Raw genomic sequence first — 24,100 nt, 5'->3', positions numbered from 1 at the left:
ACCGCATCTTCAAATCCTACGACGACATCGTCGATCACTGCTGCTTCGCCTGGAACAGGCTCGTCGAGCAACCATGGCGCATCATGTCCATCGGCCTGCGCCAATGGGCGCACAGGTTCTGATCAACGAGTCTTGGTATTACCATGGTCTTCAGACTTGAGACGTTGGTAGATCCCTTCTGGATCACCTTCATGGCTTTGGACCCTGATTGACGATCATCAGGATTCCTCGACGAATGACCTGGCTCAAGTTCAAGTCCACTTGCCGACCATAATCAGCTGCCTTTTCCTTCAGCATCACTGGAAGCCGACAAGCGACTAGAACATTCTCGATTTTGTTGATTGAATCATAATCCATATTTTATCTTATTTCCTTTCAATATCCTGTTTATACTGGATTAAATGATATCCAGAGATTGCCTTCGGCAACTCGATCGCAGAGCGATCGAGGCATCAGGATTTCAATATCTGAATTTCAAAGGGTCGTTTTTGAACACAATACTCCTTCCGTCAGGAGCACTGTGTTCAGACGATTTCAAAGTGATCGTCCCGTCACACATTCCATAAGGGCAACCTCTGTCGAGGTAAGGGCGGCTAGCCTGTCTCCTTTTACGCCCCGCTACATCCCAGCGGGTCCATCAACGGCGCTATGGAACGACGACCCGTTGATGGTGGCAGATGCTTGTTCTCAGAGCTGCCATCGTGCTTCACAGGCAATGCCCGATCCGCTTCGGTTCCCAAGCAGCCACTGGCTGCGAGGGAATTCACATCGCTCTGACCCGATGGAGTTTCTCGCTGCGTCTCGTTTTCGCAGGCGAGGGACTGATAACTGGTGCCCAACCTCGGCAAGTGCCTTCAGAGTATAGGTTTATTTATACGCCGAGAGCGGCTCAAAGCCTGAGAATGTGAACTATTTTTCGTCAGATCGTCCGACTGCTGCCGCCCGACAGGGACGAGAAGCGGTAGAGGAATTTGCGGTTAGGGCGTGGATTGGTGCTGGGTCCGACAAAGACCCAAATGTCATCGCCGTCGATCTGCACGCCGTGCACCTTGTCGTGCGGCGGTCGAATGTTGGTGCAGGGGATGTACCGCTTCATACTTTCGCCTGGACGGATCACCTCCAGACGGTTTTGGCTTTGATCGTACAGGGCGTATCCAGCACCGCTCATCAGCTGATCCTATGGCTGGATGAACTGATTATCAAATAGCAATTCCATCATCAGTTCGCACAAGCCATTGATCGGAATCGGCAATCTCGATGCATTGAGCGGTGTACGAAGTTTAATGATTATATTACCATCAAATCATCAGGTAATATAATCACTTACGAGGTTTCGATGGCTCTGGGCAAACAGGCTAAAATCCTCAACCGCCAACAGATCGACGCCCTACTTCATCATGTTGGAAAGCGCCGTAACGGGCTCCGCAATCAGGTCATTGTCCTGCTCTCGGTCAGGGCAGGTCTTCGGGCAAAAGAGATCGCTGCTCTGAAATGGTCAATGGTCGTCGGGGCTGACGGGGAGGTGGGAGAATACATCCACCTGACCAACGACGCTTCGAAGGGGCAGTCGGGTCGGATCATTCCGATCAACCGCCAACTACGAACTGCGCTGGTGGAACTGTCCGAGCGGGGACGGAGCGATCCGACCGCTTATGTGGTCCGCACTGAAAGATCAGACCAGACCTCGGCGCAGGCGGTCGTGAACTTGTTTCAGCGGTGGTATCGTGAACTGGGACTAATCGGTTGCTCATCTCACAGCGGGCGGCGGACCTTCATCACCAATGCCGCCCGGAAGATCTCGACCGTTGGAGGATCACTCCGAGATGTTCAGCACTTGGCGGGGCACTCCTCGCTGCAAACCACACAGAGGTACATTGAGGGGGACAGTGAAGCTCGGAAGCGGGTGGTAGAACTCCTATAATGCTATTGTTTACGGGGCAAACACTGCTTGCAAATCTGCAATATTATCAAATTGGCGGCGAAAGCGGCGAGAATCTTGTGCGTCTAGCGTTATCATTTGGTTGTCCCAGGGGAAGGGCGAAAAATGACCAGTCGGTTGCGCTCGAAGTATCATCGCTTCTTGGTCAAGATGCCTTGGCTGAAACAGGGTCTCTTTACCTCTGAAATGGCGAGCACTGCATTTGCAAAGATATTGCATCTTTTTGAATCATCCGGCTTCAAAGTGGCAGATCAGGACCCAAAGCTGAAGCGTCTGGTTGCCTTCCGACCACATAAAGAGCGGAAGTGTACTTGCTTTTACGTTGTATGGGTCAGCACGATTGGCAACAAAACCTATGTTAGCTTCGGAGTAGAGCCCCGCTTTTGGTTTTTTGCATTTTGCGGGCACGGAAATCATTTAAAGAAGCTGAGATCTTGTGCCGTGCTAATTGGGTCCGCCATTGATTATGAAGGACGCTACCCTGGCTCGCTGTGAGTAACCTGCGTAGCGTTGAAAAAAATGCCCAGCACTTGAGTGCTGGGCTAGGCGACAGGGAACGGGTCGCAGTGTTCCCTTGGGTTGCGCTTTAGCCAAAGCAGAGTTTGGGTCGAACTGCTTTGATCAGCGTCAAACTGACAGCGATTGTTGATCTGCCTTGCCTGTCAGAATTCTCATTCATTCCGCTTCTCAGTGCCGTTGACCTAGATGGCGGTGGCGATATTGATGAGTGCAAATCTGGCTGCATCAAACTTGAGCAGTCAGACGATCCTGCCGGCGCTCACCTTTTCAGCGACTTGTGCGTCAATGAACAGTTTGAACTCGCTGCTGAGGCTATAAATCGGTCTAGCTCTTTCGTGCTTTTTGGCTCGCTCTAGTACACCAATCTTGCACAAATCGGATAGCTTCGAAAAAACATTCACGCCTGAATGCATTGAAGCATTCACAATTTCGATTGGACGTGATGGTCCATATTCATACAGATATGTAATTATTTCTCCCTCTGAGCTTAGGCATCTTGCCTTAGTTTTCATCTCAATGCCCTTCATTAATGAAAATAAGTTCATTAATTAGCCCTATTTATTATTTAAATTCCCACCCAAGTTGAGTTTATAGTTTGATAAGCAAATCAGTTAAAATTGTATACTAAAAATTTTTATACGTAAATTTGTCAGTAAATTTTCTTTAGTGTTTTCAAGCGTAGAGGGCGGATACATACATGGAATGTTCAAGCTCCTCTATCGGGTCTTGTTTTGCAGGCGGGGGATCCACCGCAGGTATCGGCGCAGGGTCCGCCACGATGGGAATCGCTGGGTATCTCGTTGCCGAAACTGCAATAAAGCGATTGCACGCACTCACCAAGGTCGCTGGATCGAGATGGAAGAAAGTTAGCAGTAGGTCTCTCTCTGTGTCTCGTGATTTCGGACCCGAACGGTCACTCGAACGGATACGCCCCCGCCGCCTTGCCAGACCCCTTTGCCCTAGTTGCCTTGGTGATCTGGGCTGCCAGTTCGGATGAAACGGTCTGCCCATAGAACTTTTCCAACATCTCGACCGACGTCCCCATCTGCTTCGCCAGAAGGAATGGGCTGGTATCGTGCGACAGCCTCATCGTGGCGTAGAAGTGCCGCAGCGAGTAGATCGTCCGTGACCCGCCATTGCGCTCGATGGGTACGCCCGCAAACTTCAGCAGCGAGTAGAAGGCGGTCTTCATCGTCTGAATAGGCGATCCGTCTCGATGGCAGAAGATCACCTCGTCTTCAGGCGGTGGATCGCCGAGTTCGTCCATCCGCTGATCATAGACCCGCTTGATGTAGTTCTCGGCACCGTCCTGAAACACCACTTCTCGAACGCCAGTCTTGCCACGAACCTCGGCAACGAGGCGGGTTCCATCATTGGTCTGAACGGTCCGTAGATCACTCCATCGTAACCCTCGTAGTTCACCGACCCGCAGACCAGTGTTGGCAAGGACCAGCACATACTGCTGGGTCATAAACCTCTGACGCCAAGTGGCGAGGGATTCGCCTTCCTTCACCCAGTCTCGTGCCTTGGTGTAGATCTTCCGCCACTCATCCTGTGTGAAGGTCGGTCGCCGTTCCAAGGTTGCCTTGGGCGGATCAGTCTCGGGCACCGACTGCAGGTACCCTCGAGTGACCGCAAATTTGAACACAGGCAGGATACTGGTCCGCTCACGGCGCAATGTCCCGTTGGACGGTCGAGACCGATTGTAGTTGGATTTCCGCCAGACCCAAAAGTCCGCAAACTCCCTGGGACCGATGGTGTCGATCTTCATCGGTCCGAAGAACTTGACCGCATAGGTCTCGATCCGGTCGATGGTCGCATCCCACGATCCACCCTGCCGAGTATGACCCATCGTGGCGATGTGCTTCCTCCACTCTTCGAAGACCTGCTTGAAGGTCCGAGACTGGATCGACCCGCCTGATTTCACGTGAAGGTAAAGGTCCTCGTAGAGGTCCAGGGCAAATCGCTCTGCCTCTCGCTGATTATCGGTCTTGGCACTGACGATCTTGTACCCAGTGGCGTTGGGGACCCTGATTCGGACCTGCCACTTAGGGTTCTTCAGATCGGCACGTTTGTAGATGACGACCCGACCATCACCCTTAACGTCAACCTGTTCGGCGTATTTGGACATCCCGAGGTCTCCAAGACACCTTCACGAGGTATATCAGAGGGATGGTCTTGGACACCGTTTTTTGTCAACGTTTTGTCAATGGCGAAAATGGACAGAAAGAGACCATTCGAGTTTTTGTTAAACTCGCATATCATTGGTTTTGTTGGGATATTTTGGCGCACCCGACAGGATTCGAACCTGTGACCTCTGCCTTCGGAGGGCAGCGCTCTATCCAGCTGAGCTACGGGTGCCTGGACCGGGCGGTTAGCAGCAGCTTGCGGGTAATGCCAGTGCCTTTCTGGGCCAGTGTGTTTGCGGAGCGGGCCGGTAATTAGCGATTTGGCAAGCACCGCCCGGCTAGGGTGCGCCCAATGAACGCGATGCCGCCCTCTTTCCCGCCTGCCGGGTCCGCGCCCGGCGTGCTGCCCGGTTCGGGGCGGCCCGATTTTGGCCAGGCTTCGGCCAGCGCGATGAGCATGAAGTGGGCCGCGCTGCACGATGCGGCGGGCGTGGTCGCCATGCTGGCGGGCCTGGCGCCCGAACCGATGAGCCCCGAGGTCCGCAACTTTCCCGCCGTGATGCGCGATGCCGGAGGCTGGCGCCGCAACCTCGCCGAGCAGGGCGTCGCCGATCTTTCCGCCGTGATGGAGCCAGGCATTGCCGCGCTGCTCGCGGTCCAGGCCCGCGGGGTCAACCCGGCCGCTGCCGCCCTGGCGCTGTGGCAGGAGTTCCAGGCCGCCCGCACGGCGCTGCTGGCGCTGGTGCCGCCGCCCGGAGCCATGCCGCCGGTGATTCGCCGCTTTACCTGAGCGGCTTGCAAGGTTCCCATTCTGTTCCTATGCTGCCGGGATGACCGGCACCCTGGCGATTCCCACCGACAGCGACCTGAAGGCCGCCCAGGCCGTGGCCCGGGGCATCTGCCGCCTGTTTGCCCGCAATGACATCTGGTGCCTGCCCGAAATGCCGCTGCGCTCCAATCGCCGAGCCGACCTGATGGGGATCGATGCCAAGGGCCACCTGGTGATCGTGGAAATCAAGGTAAGCAAGGCGGACCTCATGGGCGATGCCAAGTGGCCCGACTACCTTGACCATTGCGACCGGTTCTACTGGGGCCTCGCCGCCCATCTCGACCGCGCCTGCATGGAGACCGAGGCCTTCCGGCCCGAGCGCTGCGGGCTGATCGTGGCCGATGGCTATGACGCGGAGATCCTGCGCCCCGCACCCACCGTTCCGCTCAATGCCGCGCGCCGCAAGGCCGAGGTGGAGCGGCTGGCCCGCGCCGCGTTGCGCCGCCAGCAGGGGTTGACCGATCCGGGTCTCGCCGCCTGGTCCTAGGCCCGGTCCTTCAACGCCCGCAGGATCGCGTGCTTCTCGTGCGGCTTCAGCATCGGCCAGTCGGCAATCTCGCCGAGCGTGCGCTTGCAGCCCAAGCACCAGCCGGTGGCAGGCTCGATCCGGCAAGTGCCGTCGCAGGGCGAATCCGGCCCGCGCGGAGGCGGCCGCAGGCTCAGCGCTTGACCGCCGGTTCGCGTGACAGGCGCGTCATCAGCAGCGCCGCCCGCTTGGCCTGGCGCCACAGGCTGGGAATGTCGACCGTTTCATTGGCAGTGTGGTCGCCGCTGCTGGCCGCGCCGAGGCCCGCCAGGCTGTCAACATCCACCGCGACGAAGCTGACATCGCCCGCCCCGCGCTTCAGCGGATCGAGCACGGGCATTTCCGGCAGGCCCAGTGTGGCGTTGACGCCGTTCAACTTCGCCAGCAGCGCGCGGTTGCCCTCGGTCGGGGCCATTGGCGGATACTTGTCCTCGAATTCGAGCGCGGCGGTGCCGCCGTTGAACGGGCGGGCGACGATCGCGCGCATCTTCGCTTCGGCGCGGGCGATCGATTCGGGGGTGAGCGCGCGCAGATCGCCCATGGCCACGGCCTGGCCGGGGATGATGTTGCTCTTGCCGGTGGCTTCGGCATTGGCGCCGCTGGGCGCGATCGCCGCGCTGGCCCCGCCAGCCACCATCCCGACATTGAAGGTGAGGTTCGGTTCAGGCAGCTCCTGGCGGAAGGCGGTGAGGATCGCGGCGAGCGGATAGATCGCTCCTTCACCAGCCGCGGCCGAGAAGATTCCGCTGGAATGGGCGCTGCGGGCGGTGACGGTAACCTTCCAGTTGCCCGCCGAGCGCCGCGCGATCGAGCCCATGTCGGTACCGCCATCCTGCACCAGCCCTTCGAAATCGAGCGCGGCATCGGCGCGCTTGCCCGCGGCGACCAGATCGGCCCGGGCGATCGACAGCGGCAGGCCGGCCTCCTCCTCGTCCCCGGTCAGCACCACTTCGATATTGGCGTCCTTCAGTGTCCCGGCCTTGTGCATCGCGCGCAGCGCGGCCAGCATGGCCACCACCCCGCCTTTGTCATCGGCGACGCCCGGCCCCCTGGCCTTGTCGGCGCTGATCCGTTCATACTTCTGGAACGGGTGGTCGAGCTCGAACACGGTATCGAGGTGGCCGATCAGCAGCAGCCGCTTGGTGCCGGGCTTGCCCTTATGCTCGGCGATGAAATGCCCGGCGCGGCCGACCGCCGACTGATCGACCCAGCGCACGGTAAAGCCCAGCGCCGCGAATTCCGGCACCAGCATGTCATGCACGGCCCTGACACCGGCGAGGTTGCGGGTGCCGCTGTTCTGGTTAACCAGCTTTTCCAGCAGGGCGAGGTGGCGCGCCTGTTCGGCATCGACCGTGGCGATCATCGTCCGCTCGGCCTTGGAGGGCGGTGCGGCCTGGGCGGGAATGGCGGCAAGGAAGAGCGACAGCGCGAACGGCGCCGAAAGAAGGGCTTTGATCATGCCTTGCTTCTAATGGTTCGGCAGACGCGCGCAATCGCCCTCAATAGCGCTCCAGCTCTACTTCCATCGACTTGTAGCCATTGACGAAGCTCTGCGCGACGCGGACCGGCTCCGCGCAGACATGGGCTCGCATCCGGCGCTTGGCCATTTCCTCGAGCAGGATGGTTACCTGCAGTTCGGCCAGCCGCGCACCGACACAACGGTGGATGCCATAGCCGAACGACAGGTGCCGCCGGGCATTTTCGCGCGTGACCAGGAACTTGTCCGCATCGGCAAACACGCTCTCGTCGCGGTTGCCCGAAATGTACCACAGGATGACCTTGTCGCCCTTGCGGATCTGTTGTCCTTCCAGCTCGGTATCGGCGAGCGCCGTGCGGCGCATATGCGCCAGCGGGGTCTGCCAGCGGATGATTTCCGTGACTGCATTGGGGATATGGCCGGGATCGCTTTCAAGCAGGGCGCGCTGGTCGGGAAACTTGTCAAGCGCATAGGCCAGGCCCGACATGGTGTTGCGCGTGGTATCGTTGCCGCCGACGATCAGCAGCCCCAGGTTGCCCATGAATTCCTGCGCATCCATGTGGTTCATGGCATCGGAATGGAGCATCATGGAGATCAGGTCGGGGGTCTGCGGCTGCCCCGCCTTGGCATCCCACAGCTTCTTGAAATAGGCGCCCATATCGTGGAGATGCCGGGTGCGCTCGGCATTGCCCACAGGGTCCTTGCGCACTTCGATATCGCCGAACCAGTCCGACCATAGGGTCAGCAGGCGGCGATCCTCCCACGGGAAGTCGAACAGGATCGCCAGCATCTGGGTAGTCAGTTCGATCGAAACGCGATCAACCCAGTCGAACCTTTCGCCCCAGGGCAGCTCATCGAGGATTTCGGCGGTGCGGCGGCGGATATCGCCCGCCATCCGCGCCATCTCGCTGGGGGTGAAGGCGGGTGACACGGTGCGGCGCTGTTCGGTATGCCTGGGCCGGTCCATCGCAATGAAACTGGGCAGGGGTTCTTCGCCGGGCGGGCGATCAACGATGCTGATCCCGCCGCCATTGGTCCAGGACGAGCTATAGATTTCGGGCAGGGCCTCGACATGGACGATCGGCTTGTATGTTGAAACCGACCAGTAGGGGCCAAAGGCGCTTTCGGGGGTGTAATGGACCGGAGCTTCGGCCCGCAGGTGCCGGAACGGCTCGTGCCAGCGGTGCTCGGCATAGAGTTCAGGGCGGCTGACGTCGAGCGGATCGGGCGTTTCGGTCTGGAAAGCGGTCGCCATAGGGTCTCCCTCGCACGCAACCTCTGGATGGCGGGAGGATGCGCCTCTCACCGGGGAATGCAAGGCTGATTCCGGGCAGGGATCCGGACGGCTGAAGTAATTTCCTTGCTTTTCGCAGCAACTCTGTTTAGGGGCGGTCCCAGCGAACGGCGAACGGGTCCATGATCCGGCGCAGTCCGAGGCAGCGTGAGGCCCGCCCGATGGGGCAAAACAGGGCCGGCCCGGACGAACGATCGCACCGCTGAAGCTTCCTTTTTCACGCAGGGTCGCATCGAACGACACCTTGCTTCGCAAGACGGGATCAATCCGTCTGCGCCGCTCCATATTTGTGAGTATTTCATGACCTATTTTACCGACCTTGGCCTGGCCGAGCCGCTTGTCCGTGCGCTTGAGACCAAGGGCTATGCCGATCCCACCCCGATCCAGCGCCAGGCGATCCCTGCCCTGCTGGAAGGGCGCGACCTCCTGGGCATTGCCCAAACCGGCACCGGCAAGACCGCCGCGTTCTCGCTCCCCTCGCTCCACCGCCTGGCCGCCAATCCCAAGGCGCGCAGCAATGCCTCGTGCCGGATGCTGGTCCTTTCGCCGACGCGCGAACTGGCCGACCAGATCGCCGAGAACATGCGTGGCTATGCCAAGTACCTGAACCTGTCGGTCCAGTGCGTGTTCGGCGGGATCCCGGTCGGCAAGCAGGCCCGCGCCCTGGTGCCGGGCTGCGACATCCTGGTGGCGACGCCGGGCCGCCTGCTCGACCTGATCGATCAGCGCGCGCTGACGCTGCGCAATGTCGAGATCTTCGTGCTCGACGAAGCCGACCAGATGATGGACCTGGGCTTCATCGTGCCGCTGAAGCGCGTGGCCAACATGCTCCCCAAGGAGCGCCAGAGCCTGTTCTTTTCGGCCACCATGCCCAAGGCGATTGCCGAGCTGGGCAAGCAGTTCATCCATAACCCGGTGCGCGTCGAAGTGACGCCCCAGGCCACCACGGCCGAGCGGGTGGACCAGTTCGTCACCTTCCTCAACCAGGCCGAAAAGCAGGCACTGCTGACGCTGAAGCTGCGTGCTGGCCTCGCCGATGGTTCGATCGACCGGGCGCTGGTCTTCACCCGGACCAAGCATGGCGCGGACCGCGTGGTGCGCCACCTGAGCACGGCGGGCGTCAATGCCGCCGCGATCCACGGCAACAAGAGCCAGGCCCAGCGCACCGCCGCGCTGCTGGCTTTCCGCAAGGGCTCGACCCCGGTGCTGGTCGCGACCGACATCGCCGCGCGCGGGATCGACGTTTCGGGGGTGAGCCACGTGTTCAACTTCGAGCTGCCCAACGTGGCCGAGCAATATGTCCACCGGATCGGCCGCACCGCGCGCGCCGGGGCCGATGGCGTGGCGCTGAGCTTCTGCGCGCCGGACGAGAAGGCCTATCTCAAGGACATCGAGCGGCTGACCGGCGTGAAGCTGATGCCGCAATCGCTGCCCGAGGACTTCCAGAAGGAAGCCGCCCGCCTGCCGCTGCCCAGCCGCAAGCCGGCCGAAGCCGAGCAGGACGCGCGCCGCGAGGAACGCGATGCCCGCGGACTTAGCGGGGCCGGTCGGGGTGGTCAGAACCGGGGGCGCAACAACAACCGCAGCCCCGGCGGCCAGAGCCGCGACGGGCAGAGCCGCGACCAGCATCACCGCAACGAGCGGGTCCGCAGCGAATGGGCCCCGCGCGAGCAGCGTGGCCCGGTGTTCAACCCCCTGGCCGCCAAAGACCGTGAAGCGCGCGAATTCGGTGTGATGCCGAAGAAGCCGCACGGCGATCGGCGCCCGGGTGGTCACGCTCCCGGCCAGGCCGAGCGTCGCCCCGCCCCGCAGGGGGACCGTCGTGGCGCCCCGCAGGGCGAGCGCCGTCCTGCCCCGCAGGGGGACCGTCGCCCTTCGGCCCATGGTGACCGCCGTCCCGCGCCGCAGGGTGAACGCCGCGATGGGGCCCGTCTTGACCAGCGTCCTGACCAGCGCCCTGACCACCGGGGCGACCGCCGTGGCCCCAGCCGCAGCGGCGGCCAAGGTCGCAATGGTCCGGGCGGACAGCGCCGCGCGGTCTGAGGAACCGGCCAACAGGGCTGGCGCGGCGAATCGCAAGCAGGCATAAGGCTGGGCGATGGAAGGTATCGTAGGTTCGGGATGGCAGGCGGCGGCATGGTCCGCCGCAGCGATGACGGTGATCGTCGGCGTGCGCTATCTGTTGACCAGCGGGGCCTTTGCCTGGGCCACGCGGATCGTGCGGCCGGGCCTCTACCAGGGGCTTGGGCCGCAGATCCGCATGGAAATCGGCTGGTCGCTGGCTTCGGCGGCGATCTATGGCGTGCCGGCCGGCCTGGTGGCCTGGAGCTGGCAGCAGCATGGCTGGACGCTGGTCTATACCGACTTCACCGCTTACCCGCTGTGGTACCTGCCGCTGTCGGTACTGCTCTATCTCTTTGCGCACGATACCTGGTTCTACTGGACCCACCGCTGGATGCACCGGCCCTGGCTGTTCCGCCGGGCCCATGCCGTCCACCATGCCAGTCGGCCACCGACCGCCTGGACCGCGATGAGCTTTCACCCCTGGGAAGCGGTGACCGGGGCCGTGGTGATCCCGGCGCTGGTCTTCCTGATCCCGATCCACGTCGCCATGCTGGGGCTGGTCCTGGCCGTGATGACGCTGATGGGGATCACCAATCACATGGGCTGGGAACTGTTCCCGGCCCGGCTTGTTCATTCGCGGTTGGGTGGGTGGCTGATAACCGCCAGCCACCACCAGCGTCATCACGAGAACTATCAATGCAATTACGGCCTCTATTTTCGCGTCTGGGACCGGCTATGCGGCACGGATCGCGGCCTCTCCTCGCTTTAGCACTGGTTCTGCCGCTGGCGGGCGCGGGCGCCTCCGAGCCCGGTCCGGCTGCAGGGCTGACCGAGGTGAGCGTCGTCGTAACCGGCCTGCGCAACGCCAAGGGCCAGGTGCTGGCCTGCCTGACCGCCCAGCCCAAGGGCTTTCCCGATTGCCGCAAGGACCCGGCCGCGCGCAATGCGATCGTGCCGGCCGGCACCACGGTGCGGATCAGCTTCGGCGCGGTTCCGGCCGGGCGCTATGCGATCTCGATGATCCATGACGAGAACGCCAACCGCAAGATGGACATGGCGCTGATGATGCCAAAGGAGGGCTATGGCTTTTCCCGCGATGCCCCGGTGCGGATGGGACCACCCAAGTTCGACAAGGCCGCCTTTGACGTCAGCGGGGCGGCGGTCGAACAGCAGGCCCGGATGCGCTACCTGTTCTGAACCTGTTCTGATCGTGGCACAATCGCCGCCCGGCAATGGCGGCGACGTCGTGACGTCATTTTCGCCAACCGCAAGGAAGATGGCGCAACTTAACGCTTAATTTACCATGTCGCGCCAGAACAGCCTCAACAGGGACACTGGTGGGGTTGCCACATGGACACGTACCGCGGGAATTTCGTCGATCACGCCGATTCGGGCGACGACTGGCCCGATCTCGATTCGCACGACGATGAAGCGACCCGCGAACCGCCGCCGACCCCGGTGGGCCAGGACGAGCGCCGCATGCAGGTGCGCGCCTACAACCACTGGGCCAGCCTGCTGGGCGAGCGGTCGTTCCCCTCGATCGAGGATCTCAATCCGGACGACCTGCCCGATTTCGGCCCCTACAGCGTGCTGCTGGACTTCTCTGCCGGGATCGAAAACCCCTCGATCCAGTTCCTGGGCGACAAGCTGGCCCTGGAATGCGGCGCCGAAGGCCCGATCGAGACGCTGGACGACGTGCCGAGCCGTTCGCTGCTGTCGCGCATCACCGATCACTACATGCAGATCCTCGCCAACCAGGCGCCGATCGGGTTCGAGGCCGAATTCGTCAACCAGCGCGAGGCGACGATCCTCTACCGCGGGATCCTGCTGCCGTTCTCGAGCGACGATGACACCATCGACTTCATCTATGGCGTGATCAACTGGAAGGAGCTGGCCGACCAGCACACCGCCGACGAGCTGCTGCTCGAGATCGACCAGGCGCTGGAGGTCAAGACTCCCGAAGTGCGCCACGACGAGCTGACCGACTGGGCCGATGGTCCGACCGACCACGATGATGCCAATGTGCTGGACCTGGCCGGGTTTGCTCCGGCGCTGGACGATGGCGTCAGCTTCCCCGAACCCGCCTTTGGCGCGATCGCTGCCGGGATCGACGAGTTCGTCGCGCCGGTGGCCACCGCCATTCCCGAGGTCGCCGCCGCCGACATGGGCCTGGCCGACTGGCTGGCCTCGGCCCGCGAACTGGCCGAAGCCGCGCGCGGCAGCGAGGATCGCACCCGCCAGACGCTCTACGCCGCGATCGGACGGGCCTATGACTTTTCGCTCGCCGCAGTCGAGGCACCCGAGGAGTTCAGCGAGATCGTTGCCGAATCCGGGCTGACCGTGCAGGACCGCGCGCCAATGACGCCAGTGGTCAAGCTGGTCTTCGGCGCCGATTACGACAAGACGCGCCTGACCGAATATGCCTCGGCGCTGAGCCACGCACACCGCCTGGGCCTCGCCCGGGGCAGCCTGGCCGACTACCTCAGCCGCGCACCGGGCGGGCTCAAGGGGGTCGTCAACGAAGAACGCCGGGCCAAGCGCGCCGAAGCCGGGTTGGACGAAGCCGCGCGCGAAACCCCGCGTGAGGCGCTGGCCCGCAAGCTGCGCGCCATGGAAATGTTCCCCTTCGAAGCCGTCCCGCCCGAAGGCAGCGAGTTCACCCTGCTGCTGGCCCGCCGCCTGCCGAGCGGGGAAGTGGTCCTGCTGGGCGAAGTGGGCGACGATGTGCCCCTTCTGGAGCGCGCCGCGCGCCGCCTGCTGGGCTGACCGCCTCGAATCATGAAACAGCGAGGGGGGGCCGTGCCGAAGGGCATGGCGCCCTTCGCGTTTGGGCGTTAGACAGCCGCGCATGGCCGCGCGCGGGAGACTTGCTGGAATGGGCTGGATCGGCTGGACGGTCACGATCGTGCTGGTGCTGGCGGCCGCGCTGTTTGGCGGCTGGCGTTATGCCCATGCGACCGGCGCGGTCGGCCTGCTGGAACTGGCGGACCGGACAATGGCCAGCACCGACGGCACCGCCGTGGCGGCGAGCGGGGTGCGCTATGGCCCGGCTCCGGCCCAGCGGCTGGACGTGATCGCGCCTAACGCTCCCGGCCCGCACCCGGTGCTGGTGTTCTTCCACGGCGGTGGCTGGCATTCGGGCCGGGCGGAGGACTATCGCTTCGTCGGACGGGCCTTTGCCCGGGCTGGCTATGTGGTCGTGCTGCCGGGCTATCGGCTGGTGCCCGAAGGGGCCTATCCGGCCATGCTTGAAGACGGTGCCGCCGCCCTGAGCTGGGTAAGGGGCAACGTGGGCGCACTGGGCGGCGATCCCGACCGGGTGTTCCTGATGGGCCATTCCGCCGGGGGCTATATCGCCGCTATGCTGGGGCTGGAACGCCGCTGGCTGGAGCATGAGCGCCTGCCCGCCGGCTTCGTGAAAGGCGTTGTCGGCCTGTCCGGACCCTATGATTTTCATCCCTTCACCTCGGATTCGGCGCGCAATGCCTTTGGCCATGTCGCCGATCCGGCCATCACCCAGCCGATCCGCTTCGTGCGCGGCGATGCGCCGCCGATGCTGCTGGTCACGGGCGATGCCGACGTGACGGTGAAGCCGCGCAACAGCCGCGTGCTGGCCCAGGCGCTGACCACGGCCGGAGCCAGAGCAGAACTGCTGGTCCTGCCGCAGGTCGATCATGCCGGTACGGTCAAGGTGCTGGCCTGGCCCTTTGCCGGCGATGACCGCGTGCGCCAGGCCGCCCTGGCCTTCATGGCCGCCACCCCGGCTTCAGCGCCGGTTCAGGCGCCGGGCGATCAATAGGACACCGTGATGCGTCTCCCTGCCCGCCTGCTTGCCCTGCTCTCCGCCCTTGCGCTGACCATCCAGCCTGCGGCGGCGCAATCGATCCTGCGCGATGCCGAGACCGAGGCGCTGCTGCGCGACATGGCTGAGCCACTGGTGCGCGCCGCCGAACTCGATCCGCGCAATGTCGATGTCGTTCTGATCAACGATCCCTCGCTCAACGCCTTCGTGGCGGGCGGGCAGGTGGTCTATCTCCATTCCGGGCTGATCAACGCGGCGGGCTCCGCCAACGAGGTGCAGGGCGTGATCGCCCACGAACTGGGCCACATCACCGGCGGCCATGTGATCAGCGATGGCGGGGGCAAGGCCGCACAGGGGATCTCGATCCTCTCGCTGCTGCTGGGCGTGGCGGCGGCGGCCGCTGGCGCGGGCGATGCGGCGATGGGCGTGATCATGGCCGGACAGCAGGCCGCGCTGGGCAAGTTCCTGTCGTTCAACCGCAGCCAGGAAGCCTCGGCCGATGCCGCCGGGGCGCAGTACCTGTCCCGCGCCGGGATTACCGGACGCGGCTCGATCGAATTCTTCAAGCGGCTCCAGAACATGGAATTCCGCTATGGCTATACCCGCACGCCGGACAACGAATTCTACCGCACCCACCCGATGACCGGCGATCGCATCGCCACGCTGACCGATACCTACATGGCCGATCCGGCCTGGAACAAGCCGTCCGACCCCGTGCTGGAAGCCCGCTTCCAGCGCGCCAAGGCCAAGCTTTTCGGCTATCTCAATGAACCGGCCCAGGTGCTGCGGACCTATCCGGAAACCATGACCGACGTGCCCGCGCGCTATGCCCGCGCCTATGCCTGGCACAAGCAGGCCTTCCCGGAAAAGGCCATGGCCGAGGCCGACGCGCTGATCGCCAAGGCGCCAAGCGATCCCTATTTCCTCGAGCTGAAGGGCCAGATCCTGCTTGAGACCGGTCGGCCGGGCGAGGCGCTGGACTACCTGCGCCGTGCCACTGCCCTGTCGGGCAACCAGCCGCTGATCGCGACGATCTTCGGCCACGCCCTGATCGCGACCGAGAACCCGCTCAACTTCCGCGAAGCCGAAAGCGTGCTCAAGAATGCCGTGGCGCGCGACCGGGAGAATCCTTTCGCCTGGTACCAGCTGGGAGTGGTCTATGCCGCCAACGGTGATACGGCCCGGGCCCGGCTGGCCAGCGCCGAACAGCAGGTGATGAACTGGCAGATGGCCCAGGCGCTGCGCAGCGCCGAAGCGGCCGAAGCGGGCCTGCCGCGCGGTTCGGCCGACTGGCTGCGCGCCCAGGATATCGCCATGCAGGCGCGCGCCGCGATTGAACGGGCGAACAAACGCCGATAGACGCTGCGGGATGACCGCATCGCAACCTAGCTTTCGCTCGCCCTGGATGATCCTCGCCCTGGCCGTGACCGCACTGGCCGGCGGGCTGGGCGGCTGGCTCTGGGGGACGCGCTCAGCCGCCCCGACCGACAAGGCCGCGATCGAACAGGTGGTGCGTGATTACCTGTTGGAAAACCCCGAAATCCTGCCCGAAGCAATGCAGCGCCTGCAACAGCGCGAGGCGCAGAAGCAGCTGGCCAGCTCCGGGGACGATCTGGAAAAGGCCTTTCCCGGGGCCGTGCTGGGCAATCCGGCGGGCAGCGTTACGCTGATCGAATTTACCGACTATGCCTGCGGCTATTGCCGGGCCAGCGTGCCCGAGGTCGAGGCCCTGATCGCCGCCAACCCGGATCTGAAAGTGGTGATCCGCGAACTGCCGATCCTCTCCCCGGCCAGCGCCGATGCCGCCCGCTGGGCGCTGGCGGCGGCCGAGCAGGGCCGGTTCGAGGCCTTCCACAAGGCGATGTTCGCCGCCGGTCGGCCCGACGGCCAGTCAATCGAGCAAGCCGCGCGGGCCGCGGGCCTCGATCTGGACCGCGCGCGGCGCACTGCCGCCGAGCCGCGGATCGAGGCCGAGCTCAAGCAGAACCTGACCTTCGCCCAGCAGTTGCGGATCGATGGAACCCCGGCCTTCGTCGTGGGTGACCAGATGCTGGCCGGGGCGGTCGGCCGCGAAGTGCTGCAGAACGCGATCGACGAGGCGAAGAAGCAGGGCTGAGCGCCCTGCTCCGACAGCCCTTACTCGGCGAGCTTGGCGTACATCGAGTTGATCGGGCGGGCCATGACCCGGCGCAGCATCGGCTCGAAGAATTCCAGCGGCTCGCTGTCGTAGTCGGGATCGAAGGCGGCCTGATCGTACTTTTCGCAGAATTCGGCGCAGGCCGCGAAATGCGGGTTGCCCAGGAACCGGTCGCGAATGTTGCGGTCCATGCCGACATAGTGGAAATAGTAATAGCCCTGGAACGCGCCATGGTTCTGGCAGATCCAGTGGATCTCTTCCGACACGAACGGCTTGATGATCGAGGCGGCCACTTCCGGGTGGTTATAGGTGCCCAGGGTATCGCCGATGTCATGCAGCAGGGCCATCACCACATAGGCCTCGTCGCGCCCGTCGCGGTGGGCGCGGGTGGCGGTCTGCAGGCTGTGCTGCAGCCGGTCGACCGGGAAGCCGCCGAAATCGCCGTCGAGCAGCTTGAGGTGGGCCAGCACCCGGTCGGGCAGTTCCCGGGCAAAAGCCATGTACTCGCTGGAAATCAGCGACCAGTCTTCCTGAGTGCCTTCGGTCATGGCGCGGAACTTCGCGCGTTCGTGGCCTTGGCCATGCGGATGGATCGGGCTGTCGATATCGGCCATCTTGCTCTCCCTTGTTGCCGCAAAAGCTAACCCAAAGCCGGGCCATTCGCAAAACATTCGCGAGGGCCCAAGGTTTTCGCTATGATCGGGTCATGGCCGTGGCCCTGCCCTTTCAACCGACCCCGTTTTTCGCCAACAAGAACCGCGCATTCTGGCGCCTGCAGGCGCTGGGCTGGGGCGGTGCCATGCTGCTGCGCGCGATGTCGGGCATCGCCAACGGCATTTCGCTGAGCTTCCTAGTGCTGGTGCTGATTTCCACCATCACCGGCTTTTCGATCACCCTGATTCTCTCGGTGATCTATCGCCAGCTGATCAACCGTCGTCCGCTGATCACCTGGGGGGTAACGGCGCTGGTCCTGCCGATCGCGGTGGCCTTCTATGCCTTCATCGATGCCTGGGTGAACGCGCTCTATTACGCCGATGGCACCGCCGGGGTGGCGCAGCGCTTCATTGGCCTGTTCTATATCGACGCGACGCTGCTGGGGGCCTGGTCGGCGCTTTACTACGCGATCAACTTCTTCCTGCAGATCGAGGAACAGAACGACCAGCTGATCCGGCTGGAAAACCAGGCGACCCAGGCGCAATTGGCCATGCTGCGCTATCAGCTGAACCCGCACTTCCTGTTCAATACGCTCAACTCGATCTCCACCCTGGTCCTGCTGAAGCAGACCGAACCGGCCAATGCCATGCTCAGCCGGCTATCCTCGTTCCTGCGCTATACCCTGGTCAACGAGCCGACCGGCCGCGTGACTGTGGCGCAGGAGGTGGAAACGCTGAAGCTCTACCTCGATATCGAGCGGATGCGGTTCGAGGAGCGGCTGCGGACCAGTTTCCGGATCGATCCGCTGTCCGAACAGGCCTTGCTACCCTCGCTGCTGCTCCAGCCGCTGGTCGAGAACGCGATCAAGTATGCGGTAAGCCCACAGGAAAGCGGGGCCGAGATCACGATTGCCACGCAACTCGTCGGACCCAACCTTCGCATCACCGTCTCCGATACCGGGCCGGGATTGCAAAACCCCGGCAGCGACAACAGGTTTGCCGGCGTGACTTTCGATGGCGGCGAACAGGTTTCCACCGGCGTTGGGCTGGCCAATATTCGCGACCGGCTGGCCCAGGCCTATGGCGAGACGCACCGGTTCGAAACCTTCGAGCCAGCCGACGGCGGCTTTGCCGTGCTGATCGAGATCCCGTTCGAGCGGCGCGAGGCCGCCCTGCCTCCGGCCCAGCGCGTTCCTGCGCTGGCCGGCTGAACCCCTTTTCAAGGACCCCTAGAGCCATGACCATCCGCACCATCCTGGTCGATGACGAGAAACTGGCCATCCAGGGCCTGATGCTGCGCCTCCAGGCCTTCCCCGATGTCGAGATCATCGACACCTGTTCCAACGGGCGCGAGGCGATCCGCAAGATCAAGACCGAAAAGCCGGACCTGGTGTTCCTCGACATCCAGATGCCCGGCTTCGACGGGTTCAGCGTGGTCAAGGGGATCATGGAGATCGATCCGCCCCTGATCGTCTTCGTCACCGCTTACCAGGAACACGCCGTGCGTGCGTTCGAGGCCAATGCCGTCAATTACCTGATGAAGCCAGTCGACGAGGACAAGCTGGCCGATACGCTGGAACGCGTGCGCCAGCGCCTGGCTGAAAAGCGCTCGGCCGAAGAAGCGGAGAAGCTCAAGTCGGTGCTGGCCGAAGTGGCCCCCGATGCCGTTTCGGCCATGCCCGACGAAGTTGAACCCGCGGCCGGGCGTTATGAGCGGCTCATCAACATCAAGGACAAGGGCCAGATCTTCCGGGTCGATGTCGATTCGATCGAGCGGATCGAAGCGGCGGGCGACTACATGGTGATCTACACCGCCGAGACCAGCCTGATCCTGCGCGAGACCATGAAGGACCTGGAACGGCGCCTTGATCCGCGCGCGTTCCAGCGCGTTCACCGCTCGTGGATCGTCAACCTCAACCAGGTCCGCCAGGTCAAGCCGCATACCAACGGCGAATGCTTCCTGATCCTGGAAAGCGGGGCCGACGTGAAGGTGAGCCGCTCCTACCGCGATGTGGTGGCGCGGTTCGTTCATTGACCCTTCGTCGTCCCGGGCTTGACCCGGGACCGCTGGCGGTTAGGTCAATCGGCCAGCGATCCCGGCATGCGCCGGGATGACGAGGACCTTGATGACCCATTTCACTCTCCCCGGCTTTGACCTCTCCGCCTTTGTCCGCGCCACGCTGGACGAGGACCTGGGCCTCGGGCTGCCCGGCGGCGGGCATGACGTGACCAGCGAAAGCGTGATTCCCGCCGACGCCCGCTTTTCGGGCGTGATGGACAGCCGCGATGCAATCACCGTGGCCGGATTGCCGATTGCCGCAGCGTTCTTCCGCGCGCTCGATCCGGACATGGAAATCGAGGTGCTGGTCGAGGATGGCGCGCAGGTGCCGGCCGGGTCGGACCTGATGCGCCTTTCCGGCAATGCCCGCGCCATGCTGACGGCTGAGCGTGCGGCACTGAACACCGTCCAGCATCTCTCCGGCATTGCGACCAAGACGCGAACCTATGTTGCGGCGATGGGCGGAAACGCCACCCTGCTCGACACCCGCAAGACCATCCCCGGCCTGCGCCACCTCGAAAAGTACGCCACCCGCATGGGCGGGGCGAAGAACCACCGCATGGGGCTGTGGGACGCGGCGATGATAAAGGACAACCACGTCCTCGTCGCCGGCGGCGTAGCCGAAGCCGTACGCCGCGCGCGCGATGCGGGGGTGCAAGACATCATCTGCGAGGTTGACCGGCTCGACCAGATCGAGCCCGCAATCGCTGCCGGGGCCAGCCACATCCTGCTCGACAACATGGATGTGCCCATGCTGCGCGAGGCCGTGGCCCTGATCGCGGGCCGGGTGCCGAGCGAGGCTTCGGGCGGGGTGCGGCTCGACACGATCGCCGCGATTGCCGCCACCGGCGTGACCTATGTCTCGGTAGGCCGCCTGACGCAAAGCGCGCCCGCCGCCGACATCGGACTCGATTTCACGCCGCTATGATCCGCCCCCGATGATCCGAACCGCATTGGCTGCCCTCGCGCTGTTGCTGCCGCTGCCAGCCTTGGCCCAGGCCTATCAGTGCCGCGTTCCGGCGCGGCTGACCATGCCATCACCGCCCGTACAGAACGAGGTGACCCAGCGCATGCCGGTGGCGCGCTATACCCTTGCCGCCAGCTGGTCGCCCGAGCACTGCAAGAGCCGCGGCCGCACCGATCCGCTGCAATGCGGCGGGCAGGCCGGGCGGTTCGGCTTCATCCTCCATGGCCTCTGGCCCGAGGGCGCCGCCGGGCGCTGGCCGCAATGGTGCGCGCTGACCCCACGCCCGACCCTGGCGCAGCTGTCCGAACACGTCTGCATGACCCCCAGCCTCAGCCTGCTGGAGCGGACCTGGGCCAAACACGGTTCCTGCATGGCGACCCGGCCCGAGGCCTATTTCAAGGTCGCCGCGATCCTGTGGCAATCGCTGAAATGGCCCGATGCCGATCGCCTGTCGCGGCAGGACGGCCTGACCGTCGGCGATCTGCGCGCCGCGTTCCTGGCCCGCAATCCCGACTGGCCGCGCGAGGCCGTGGGCGTTGCCACCACCCGCACCGGCTGGCTGCGCGAACTGCGGCTCTGCTATGGGCTGGATTACATGCCCAAGGCCTGCCCGCGCGGCACCTTTGGCCCCCCTGACGCGGCGAAGCTGAAGATCTGGCGCGGGCTTTAGCGCCTGGCCGCGAAGAAGGCGCGCAGCAGGTCGACCGCCTCACCCTCGCCCATGCCGGAATAGACTTCGGGCCGGTGCAGGCACTGGGCCTGGTCGAACACCCGCGCGCCGTGTTCCACCGCCCCGCCCTTGGGATCGGGCGCGGCGTAATAGAGCTTGCCAATCCGGGCATGGCTGATTGCACCCGCGCACATCGGGCAGGGTTCCAGCGTGACCCACAGTTCGCAGCCATCGAGCCGTTCGTTGCCCAGCGCCGCCGCCGCCGCGCGAATCGCCAAGACTTCGGCATGGGCGGTCGGATCGTGCAGCCCGCGCGGCTGGTTATGCGCGGCGGCAATCACCTTGCCATCCCTGACGACCACCGCTCCAATCGGCACCTCGCCCGCAGATTCGCCCTTCCGGGCCTCGGCCAGGGCCAATTGCATCGGTTCGGGCAGGGGCCAACGGCTCATTTCTGCGGAATTGGCCGCAATACCTTGACCCCGCAAGGGTGAATCGGTATGCGCGCGCCTTCTCCCCGAACGGGTAGCCATTTTCGAAGCGAGTTTTGACATGTCCCGGATTTGCGAACTGACCGGCAAGGGCCGTCAGGTTGGCCACAACGTCAGCCACGCCAACAACAAGACCAAGCGCGTCTTTCTGCCCAACCTGCAGAACGTCACGCTGATGTCGGAAAAGCTGGACCGCAGCTTCAAGTTCCGCGTCTCGACCCACGGGCTTCGCTCGGTCGAGCACGTTGGCGGGCTGGACAACTGGCTGCTGAAGACCGTGGACAGCAAGCTTTCGGCCAGCGCGCTGAAGGTGAAGCGCGAACTGAAGAAGGTGGCGGAAGCCGCCTGATTCGCGCCGGGCGCGACTGCGCGCCCTGCCCCGCACCCAGCATGAGGCGTCCGGTCAGCCGGGCGCCTTTTGCTTTGCCCGCGTCGCTGGCAGATCCGCCGGATCGAGTTCCAGCCGCAACAGCAGCGTCCGCTGGGTCACTGCCCCGTTCGAATCGCTGATCAGCCAGACTGCCAGCCTCCCGTCCACCAGTGGCTCGATCGCCAGGCCTTCATAATTCTCTTCCAGCCCGGTCCCGTCGAGCGAGACCAGCGGCGTGCTCTGCCAGGATTGACCAGGCATGATCTCGCGCGGGTCCGCGAGCACCAGCCAGGTTCCGAAGCGCGGCGGCATCGGCCAGCGCAGCCGCCGGGTCAGGATCAGGACCCGGCCATCGGGCAGTTCGGCCATGTCGGTCGGGCGAAAGCCCGCCGGCCCCTCGAAGACGAAGCGCTCGGCCACCCCCGGCGAACCATCTGTCGCGGGCGCGATGTGCAGTGCCTCATGGCCAGTCCAGCCAAGTCTGGCGTAGGCTTCGGCGAGGACCAGGAACGAGCCGTCGCGCCGCCGCAGCATGGCTTCGGCTCCGCTGTTGACCGACCACTGGCGCATCTCGCGCGGCTTGAAGCGTGCGGCGACGCGCGCGCGCGAATCCAGCCGGAGCAGCACATTGGCCCCCTCGGCCGTCAGCCAGGTTTCGCCGGTAAGCGGATCACGGCTGGCGGCTTCGACATCGCGCATCGACTTGGCGTGCGCTTCGGGTCCGAACAGCCCGGCCTGGAATGGTTGCCCTGGCTGGCCCGGCTGCGGCAGCTCGAGCCGCTGTCCAAGGTCGCTATAGGCCCGCAGCCACCCCCGGGCCGGAACCACCAGCGCCGAATAACCACCGAAATTGCTGTTGGCGCTGGACAGCTGCCATGCCCCGGTGATGCGGAAAGGGGCCAGATTGACTGCTGCCGCACCGGCCAAGGGCAGGGCTGTTACCGTGACAGCCTGGCTGGGATTGTGGCTGTGCGGCGGATCACGCAGCCATACCGTGCCGGCAAGCGCCAGCACGAGTAGGAAAAGCAGAAACCGGCGGAACACGGCCCAAGGTGTGTTCGGTCAGGCCGAACAAATCAAGCGCGATCAAGCTGCGGCCGGCTCAAGGCCTGCAGTTAGTTGCCGCCAAGGGAACCGCTGGTCCAACCCTTGTTCATGTCCTGGACAAAGCCGCGCGCTTCCTCGTTGCCCTGGGTAATGACCCGGTCCCATTCCTTGTTGGTCCGGCAGACCTTGCGCCGCATGGCGATGGAGCCGGTCACCGGCTGACTTTCACACCGGATATAGGCAGGGTGGTCCTTGGCGAGCCCCTTGTTATAGGCCTTGATCTGCGAGGCCTTCATCCGGATGATGCCGCGCGGCCCTTCGGCGGCTAGCTGCGGAACCGGTGCGGCGGCAGGTGCCGCAGCTGGCGCCGCCGTTTCATTGGCGGCAGAAGCGAGCAGGAGAATGGCAAACAAGGTGGACATCGGCTTACCTCTTTGACCTGGACTTGCGCGAAGGCATACATGGTCTTGGCGCGCTGCCGCAACGCCACTGGACGACCGGTACATCGCGCTGGTCGAACCAGGTGCGCCGATTGACCTTGGCGATCAGCCGACGCATGGTTCGGGGGTTCGAACCCGAGGAGCACTGCGATGTCCCGTTTGCCGCTTGCCGCCACCCCGCTCGCGACAGCACTGGCCCTGCTGGCCGCTCCCCTTGCTGCGGCAGACAAGGAGGATGGTCCGCCCCCACCGGTGTTCCAGGCCGTGCTGGACTGCAAGGGTATTGCCGATCCCGCTGCGCGGCTCGCCTGCTATGACAAGGCCGTGGGTGAAATGGACGCGGCGCGGGCAGCCAAGGACCTGGTCGTGGCCGACCGGGCGACGATGCGCGAAGCCAAGCGCGGCCTGTTTGGCCTGTCACTACCCAAGCTGAAGCTGTTCGGCAGCGGCGACAACGAGGACGTGACCGAGATCGAAAGCACGATCGCGGCGATTCGTTCGGCCGGGGATGGCAATCCGGTGTTCGTCCTGGCCGATGGTGCCCGCTGGAAGCAGACCGAAGGTCGCGAAACCTTTCCCAAGGTCGGCCACACGATCCGCATCCGCAAGGGCGCGATGGGCAGCTACATGGCCAATATCAACGGCAAGGCGGCGGTGCGGGTGGTCCGGCTGGCCAACTGAGGTCGG

The 24,100-nt window shown here is 63.9% G+C and carries 26 protein-coding genes, 1 tRNA gene and 2 pseudogenes; 19 read left to right on the top strand and 10 right to left on the bottom strand.

What is annotated here, in order from left to right; genetic code table 11:
* A pseudogene (locus tag O9281_RS09725) lies at positions 1 to 122 on the top strand (IS630 family transposase); the annotation flags it as partial.
* A gap of 797 nt (positions 123 to 919) precedes the next feature.
* Here O9281_RS09725 and O9281_RS09720 read toward each other — a convergent pair.
* Positions 920 to 1,168, bottom strand: coding sequence for a hypothetical protein (locus O9281_RS09720; protein ID WP_298185014.1), 249 nt, complete (start codon positions 1,166 to 1,168; stop codon positions 920 to 922).
* A 168-nt stretch (positions 1,169 to 1,336) separates the two neighbouring features.
* Between O9281_RS09720 and O9281_RS09715 the strand changes: the two genes are divergently transcribed.
* From O9281_RS09715 to O9281_RS09705, 3 genes are all read left to right on the top strand, one after another.
* Complete coding sequence (locus O9281_RS09715; RefSeq protein WP_298185012.1) at positions 1,337 to 1,921, top strand: site-specific integrase; 585 nt, start codon at positions 1,337 to 1,339, stop codon at positions 1,919 to 1,921.
* Between the two features lie 123 nt (positions 1,922 to 2,044).
* On the top strand, positions 2,045 to 2,434 hold the full coding sequence (locus tag O9281_RS09710; protein WP_298185010.1) for a hypothetical protein: 390 nt from the start codon (positions 2,045 to 2,047) through the stop codon (positions 2,432 to 2,434).
* A 122-nt stretch (positions 2,435 to 2,556) separates the two neighbouring features.
* On the top strand, positions 2,557 to 2,814 hold the full coding sequence (locus O9281_RS09705; RefSeq protein ID WP_298185008.1) for a hypothetical protein: 258 nt from the start codon (positions 2,557 to 2,559) through the stop codon (positions 2,812 to 2,814).
* 557 nt (positions 2,815 to 3,371) lie between these two features.
* Here the strand turns inward: O9281_RS09705 and O9281_RS09700 are convergent.
* Entirely contained in the window at positions 3,372 to 4,589 is a 1,218-nt protein-coding gene (locus O9281_RS09700) for a site-specific integrase (RefSeq protein ID WP_298185006.1), read from the bottom strand.
* Positions 4,590 to 4,742: 153 nt separating this feature from the next.
* Positions 4,743 to 4,819, bottom strand: a tRNA-Arg gene (locus O9281_RS09695).
* Between the two features lie 120 nt (positions 4,820 to 4,939).
* Here O9281_RS09695 and O9281_RS09690 point away from each other — a divergent pair.
* Positions 4,940 to 5,377 carry a hypothetical protein gene (locus tag O9281_RS09690; protein WP_298185003.1) on the top strand — a complete coding sequence of 146 codons (438 nt, stop codon included), beginning with the start codon at positions 4,940 to 4,942 and terminating at the stop codon, positions 5,375 to 5,377.
* Between the two features lie 40 nt (positions 5,378 to 5,417).
* Entirely contained in the window at positions 5,418 to 5,903 is a 486-nt protein-coding gene (locus O9281_RS09685) for an MmcB family DNA repair protein (protein ID WP_298185001.1), read from the top strand.
* Here O9281_RS09685 and O9281_RS09680 read toward each other — a convergent pair.
* From O9281_RS09680 to O9281_RS09670, 3 genes are read right to left on the bottom strand one after another with little or no spacing between them, the layout of a single operon-like run.
* Positions 5,900 to 6,145 carry a DUF1289 domain-containing protein gene (locus tag O9281_RS09680; RefSeq protein ID WP_298184999.1) on the bottom strand — a complete coding sequence of 82 codons (246 nt, stop codon included), beginning with the start codon at positions 6,143 to 6,145 and terminating at the stop codon, positions 5,900 to 5,902. The genes O9281_RS09685 and O9281_RS09680 overlap by 4 nt on opposite strands.
* On the bottom strand, positions 6,076 to 7,401 hold the full coding sequence (locus O9281_RS09675; protein WP_298184997.1) for a M20/M25/M40 family metallo-hydrolase: 1,326 nt from the start codon (positions 7,399 to 7,401) through the stop codon (positions 6,076 to 6,078). The genes O9281_RS09680 and O9281_RS09675 overlap by 70 nt, the downstream gene beginning before the upstream one ends.
* 40 nt (positions 7,402 to 7,441) lie before the next feature.
* Positions 7,442 to 8,674 (bottom strand): cytochrome P450, encoded by a 1,233-nt coding sequence (locus tag O9281_RS09670; protein ID WP_298184994.1) that lies wholly within the window; start codon positions 8,672 to 8,674, stop codon positions 7,442 to 7,444.
* Between the two features lie 339 nt (positions 8,675 to 9,013).
* On the opposite strand from O9281_RS09670, the pseudogene O9281_RS09665 reads away from it, so the two are divergent.
* The 7 genes and pseudogenes from O9281_RS09665 to O9281_RS09635 all read left to right on the top strand — a co-directional run.
* Positions 9,014 to 10,177: pseudogene (locus O9281_RS09665) on the top strand (DEAD/DEAH box helicase); the annotation flags it as partial.
* Positions 10,178 to 10,811: 634 nt separating this feature from the next.
* A complete protein-coding gene (locus O9281_RS09660; protein ID WP_298184990.1) occupies positions 10,812 to 11,546 on the top strand; it encodes a sterol desaturase family protein in 735 nt (244 codons plus the stop codon).
* A 65-nt stretch (positions 11,547 to 11,611) separates the two neighbouring features.
* On the top strand, positions 11,612 to 11,974 hold the full coding sequence (locus tag O9281_RS09655; RefSeq protein WP_298184988.1) for a DUF2141 domain-containing protein: 363 nt from the start codon (positions 11,612 to 11,614) through the stop codon (positions 11,972 to 11,974).
* A gap of 153 nt (positions 11,975 to 12,127) precedes the next feature.
* Positions 12,128 to 13,543, top strand: coding sequence for a hypothetical protein (locus O9281_RS09650; protein ID WP_298184986.1), 1,416 nt, complete (start codon positions 12,128 to 12,130; stop codon positions 13,541 to 13,543).
* A gap of 109 nt (positions 13,544 to 13,652) precedes the next feature.
* Entirely contained in the window at positions 13,653 to 14,576 is a 924-nt protein-coding gene (locus O9281_RS09645) for an alpha/beta hydrolase (RefSeq protein WP_298184984.1), read from the top strand.
* A gap of 9 nt (positions 14,577 to 14,585) precedes the next feature.
* Positions 14,586 to 15,938: a M48 family metalloprotease gene (locus O9281_RS09640; protein ID WP_298184982.1), complete on the top strand. Its 1,353-nt coding sequence runs from the start codon at positions 14,586 to 14,588 to the stop codon at positions 15,936 to 15,938.
* A gap of 10 nt (positions 15,939 to 15,948) precedes the next feature.
* Entirely contained in the window at positions 15,949 to 16,695 is a 747-nt protein-coding gene (locus O9281_RS09635) for a DsbA family protein (RefSeq protein WP_298184980.1), read from the top strand.
* Positions 16,696 to 16,715: 20 nt separating this feature from the next.
* Here the strand turns inward: O9281_RS09635 and O9281_RS09630 are convergent, their stop codons facing one another.
* Complete coding sequence (locus O9281_RS09630; RefSeq protein WP_298184978.1) at positions 16,716 to 17,330, bottom strand: HD domain-containing protein; 615 nt, start codon at positions 17,328 to 17,330, stop codon at positions 16,716 to 16,718.
* A gap of 92 nt (positions 17,331 to 17,422) precedes the next feature.
* Between O9281_RS09630 and O9281_RS09625 the strand changes: the two genes are divergently transcribed.
* The 4 genes from O9281_RS09625 to O9281_RS09610 all read left to right on the top strand — a co-directional run bounded on the left by O9281_RS09625 (position 17,423) and on the right by O9281_RS09610 (position 21,065).
* Complete coding sequence (locus O9281_RS09625; RefSeq protein WP_298184976.1) at positions 17,423 to 18,580, top strand: sensor histidine kinase; 1,158 nt, start codon at positions 17,423 to 17,425, stop codon at positions 18,578 to 18,580.
* 26 nt (positions 18,581 to 18,606) lie between these two features.
* Positions 18,607 to 19,404, top strand: a complete 798-nt coding sequence (locus O9281_RS09620; protein WP_298184974.1) for a LytTR family DNA-binding domain-containing protein — start codon at positions 18,607 to 18,609, stop codon at positions 19,402 to 19,404.
* 91 nt (positions 19,405 to 19,495) lie between these two features.
* Positions 19,496 to 20,356 carry a carboxylating nicotinate-nucleotide diphosphorylase gene (gene nadC, locus O9281_RS09615; RefSeq protein WP_298184972.1) on the top strand — a complete coding sequence of 287 codons (861 nt, stop codon included), beginning with the start codon at positions 19,496 to 19,498 and terminating at the stop codon, positions 20,354 to 20,356.
* Positions 20,357 to 20,366: 10 nt separating this feature from the next.
* Positions 20,367 to 21,065, top strand: coding sequence for a ribonuclease T (locus O9281_RS09610; RefSeq protein ID WP_298184970.1), 699 nt, complete (start codon positions 20,367 to 20,369; stop codon positions 21,063 to 21,065).
* Here the strand turns inward: O9281_RS09610 and O9281_RS09605 are convergent.
* Complete coding sequence (locus O9281_RS09605; RefSeq protein WP_298184968.1) at positions 21,062 to 21,517, bottom strand: nucleoside deaminase; 456 nt, start codon at positions 21,515 to 21,517, stop codon at positions 21,062 to 21,064. The two genes, O9281_RS09610 and O9281_RS09605, sit on opposite strands and share 4 nt — an antisense overlap.
* Positions 21,518 to 21,617: 100 nt before the next feature.
* Here O9281_RS09605 and rpmB point away from each other — a divergent pair, with 100 nt between their 5' ends.
* Positions 21,618 to 21,905: a 50S ribosomal protein L28 gene (gene rpmB, locus O9281_RS09600; protein WP_298184966.1), complete on the top strand. Its 288-nt coding sequence runs from the start codon at positions 21,618 to 21,620 to the stop codon at positions 21,903 to 21,905.
* Between the two features lie 54 nt (positions 21,906 to 21,959).
* On the opposite strand, the gene O9281_RS09595 is transcribed toward rpmB, so the two are convergent.
* On the bottom strand, positions 21,960 to 22,970 hold the full coding sequence (locus tag O9281_RS09595; RefSeq protein ID WP_298184963.1) for an esterase-like activity of phytase family protein: 1,011 nt from the start codon (positions 22,968 to 22,970) through the stop codon (positions 21,960 to 21,962).
* 71 nt (positions 22,971 to 23,041) lie between these two features.
* Positions 23,042 to 23,395, bottom strand: coding sequence for a hypothetical protein (locus tag O9281_RS09590; RefSeq protein ID WP_298184961.1), 354 nt, complete (start codon positions 23,393 to 23,395; stop codon positions 23,042 to 23,044).
* Positions 23,396 to 23,563: 168 nt separating this feature from the next.
* Here O9281_RS09590 and O9281_RS09585 point away from each other — a divergent pair, with 168 nt between their 5' ends.
* Positions 23,564 to 24,094: a hypothetical protein gene (locus O9281_RS09585; RefSeq protein ID WP_298184959.1), complete on the top strand. Its 531-nt coding sequence runs from the start codon at positions 23,564 to 23,566 to the stop codon at positions 24,092 to 24,094.
* The last annotated feature ends 6 nt before the right edge of the window (positions 24,095 to 24,100 follow it).

The sequence above is a fragment of the Novosphingobium sp. genome (assembly GCF_027531025.1).
Classification (GTDB): domain Bacteria; phylum Pseudomonadota; class Alphaproteobacteria; order Sphingomonadales; family Sphingomonadaceae; genus Novosphingobium.
The sequence above is the reverse complement of the archived record's forward strand: the minus strand, read 5'-3'. Positions and strand labels throughout refer to the sequence as shown.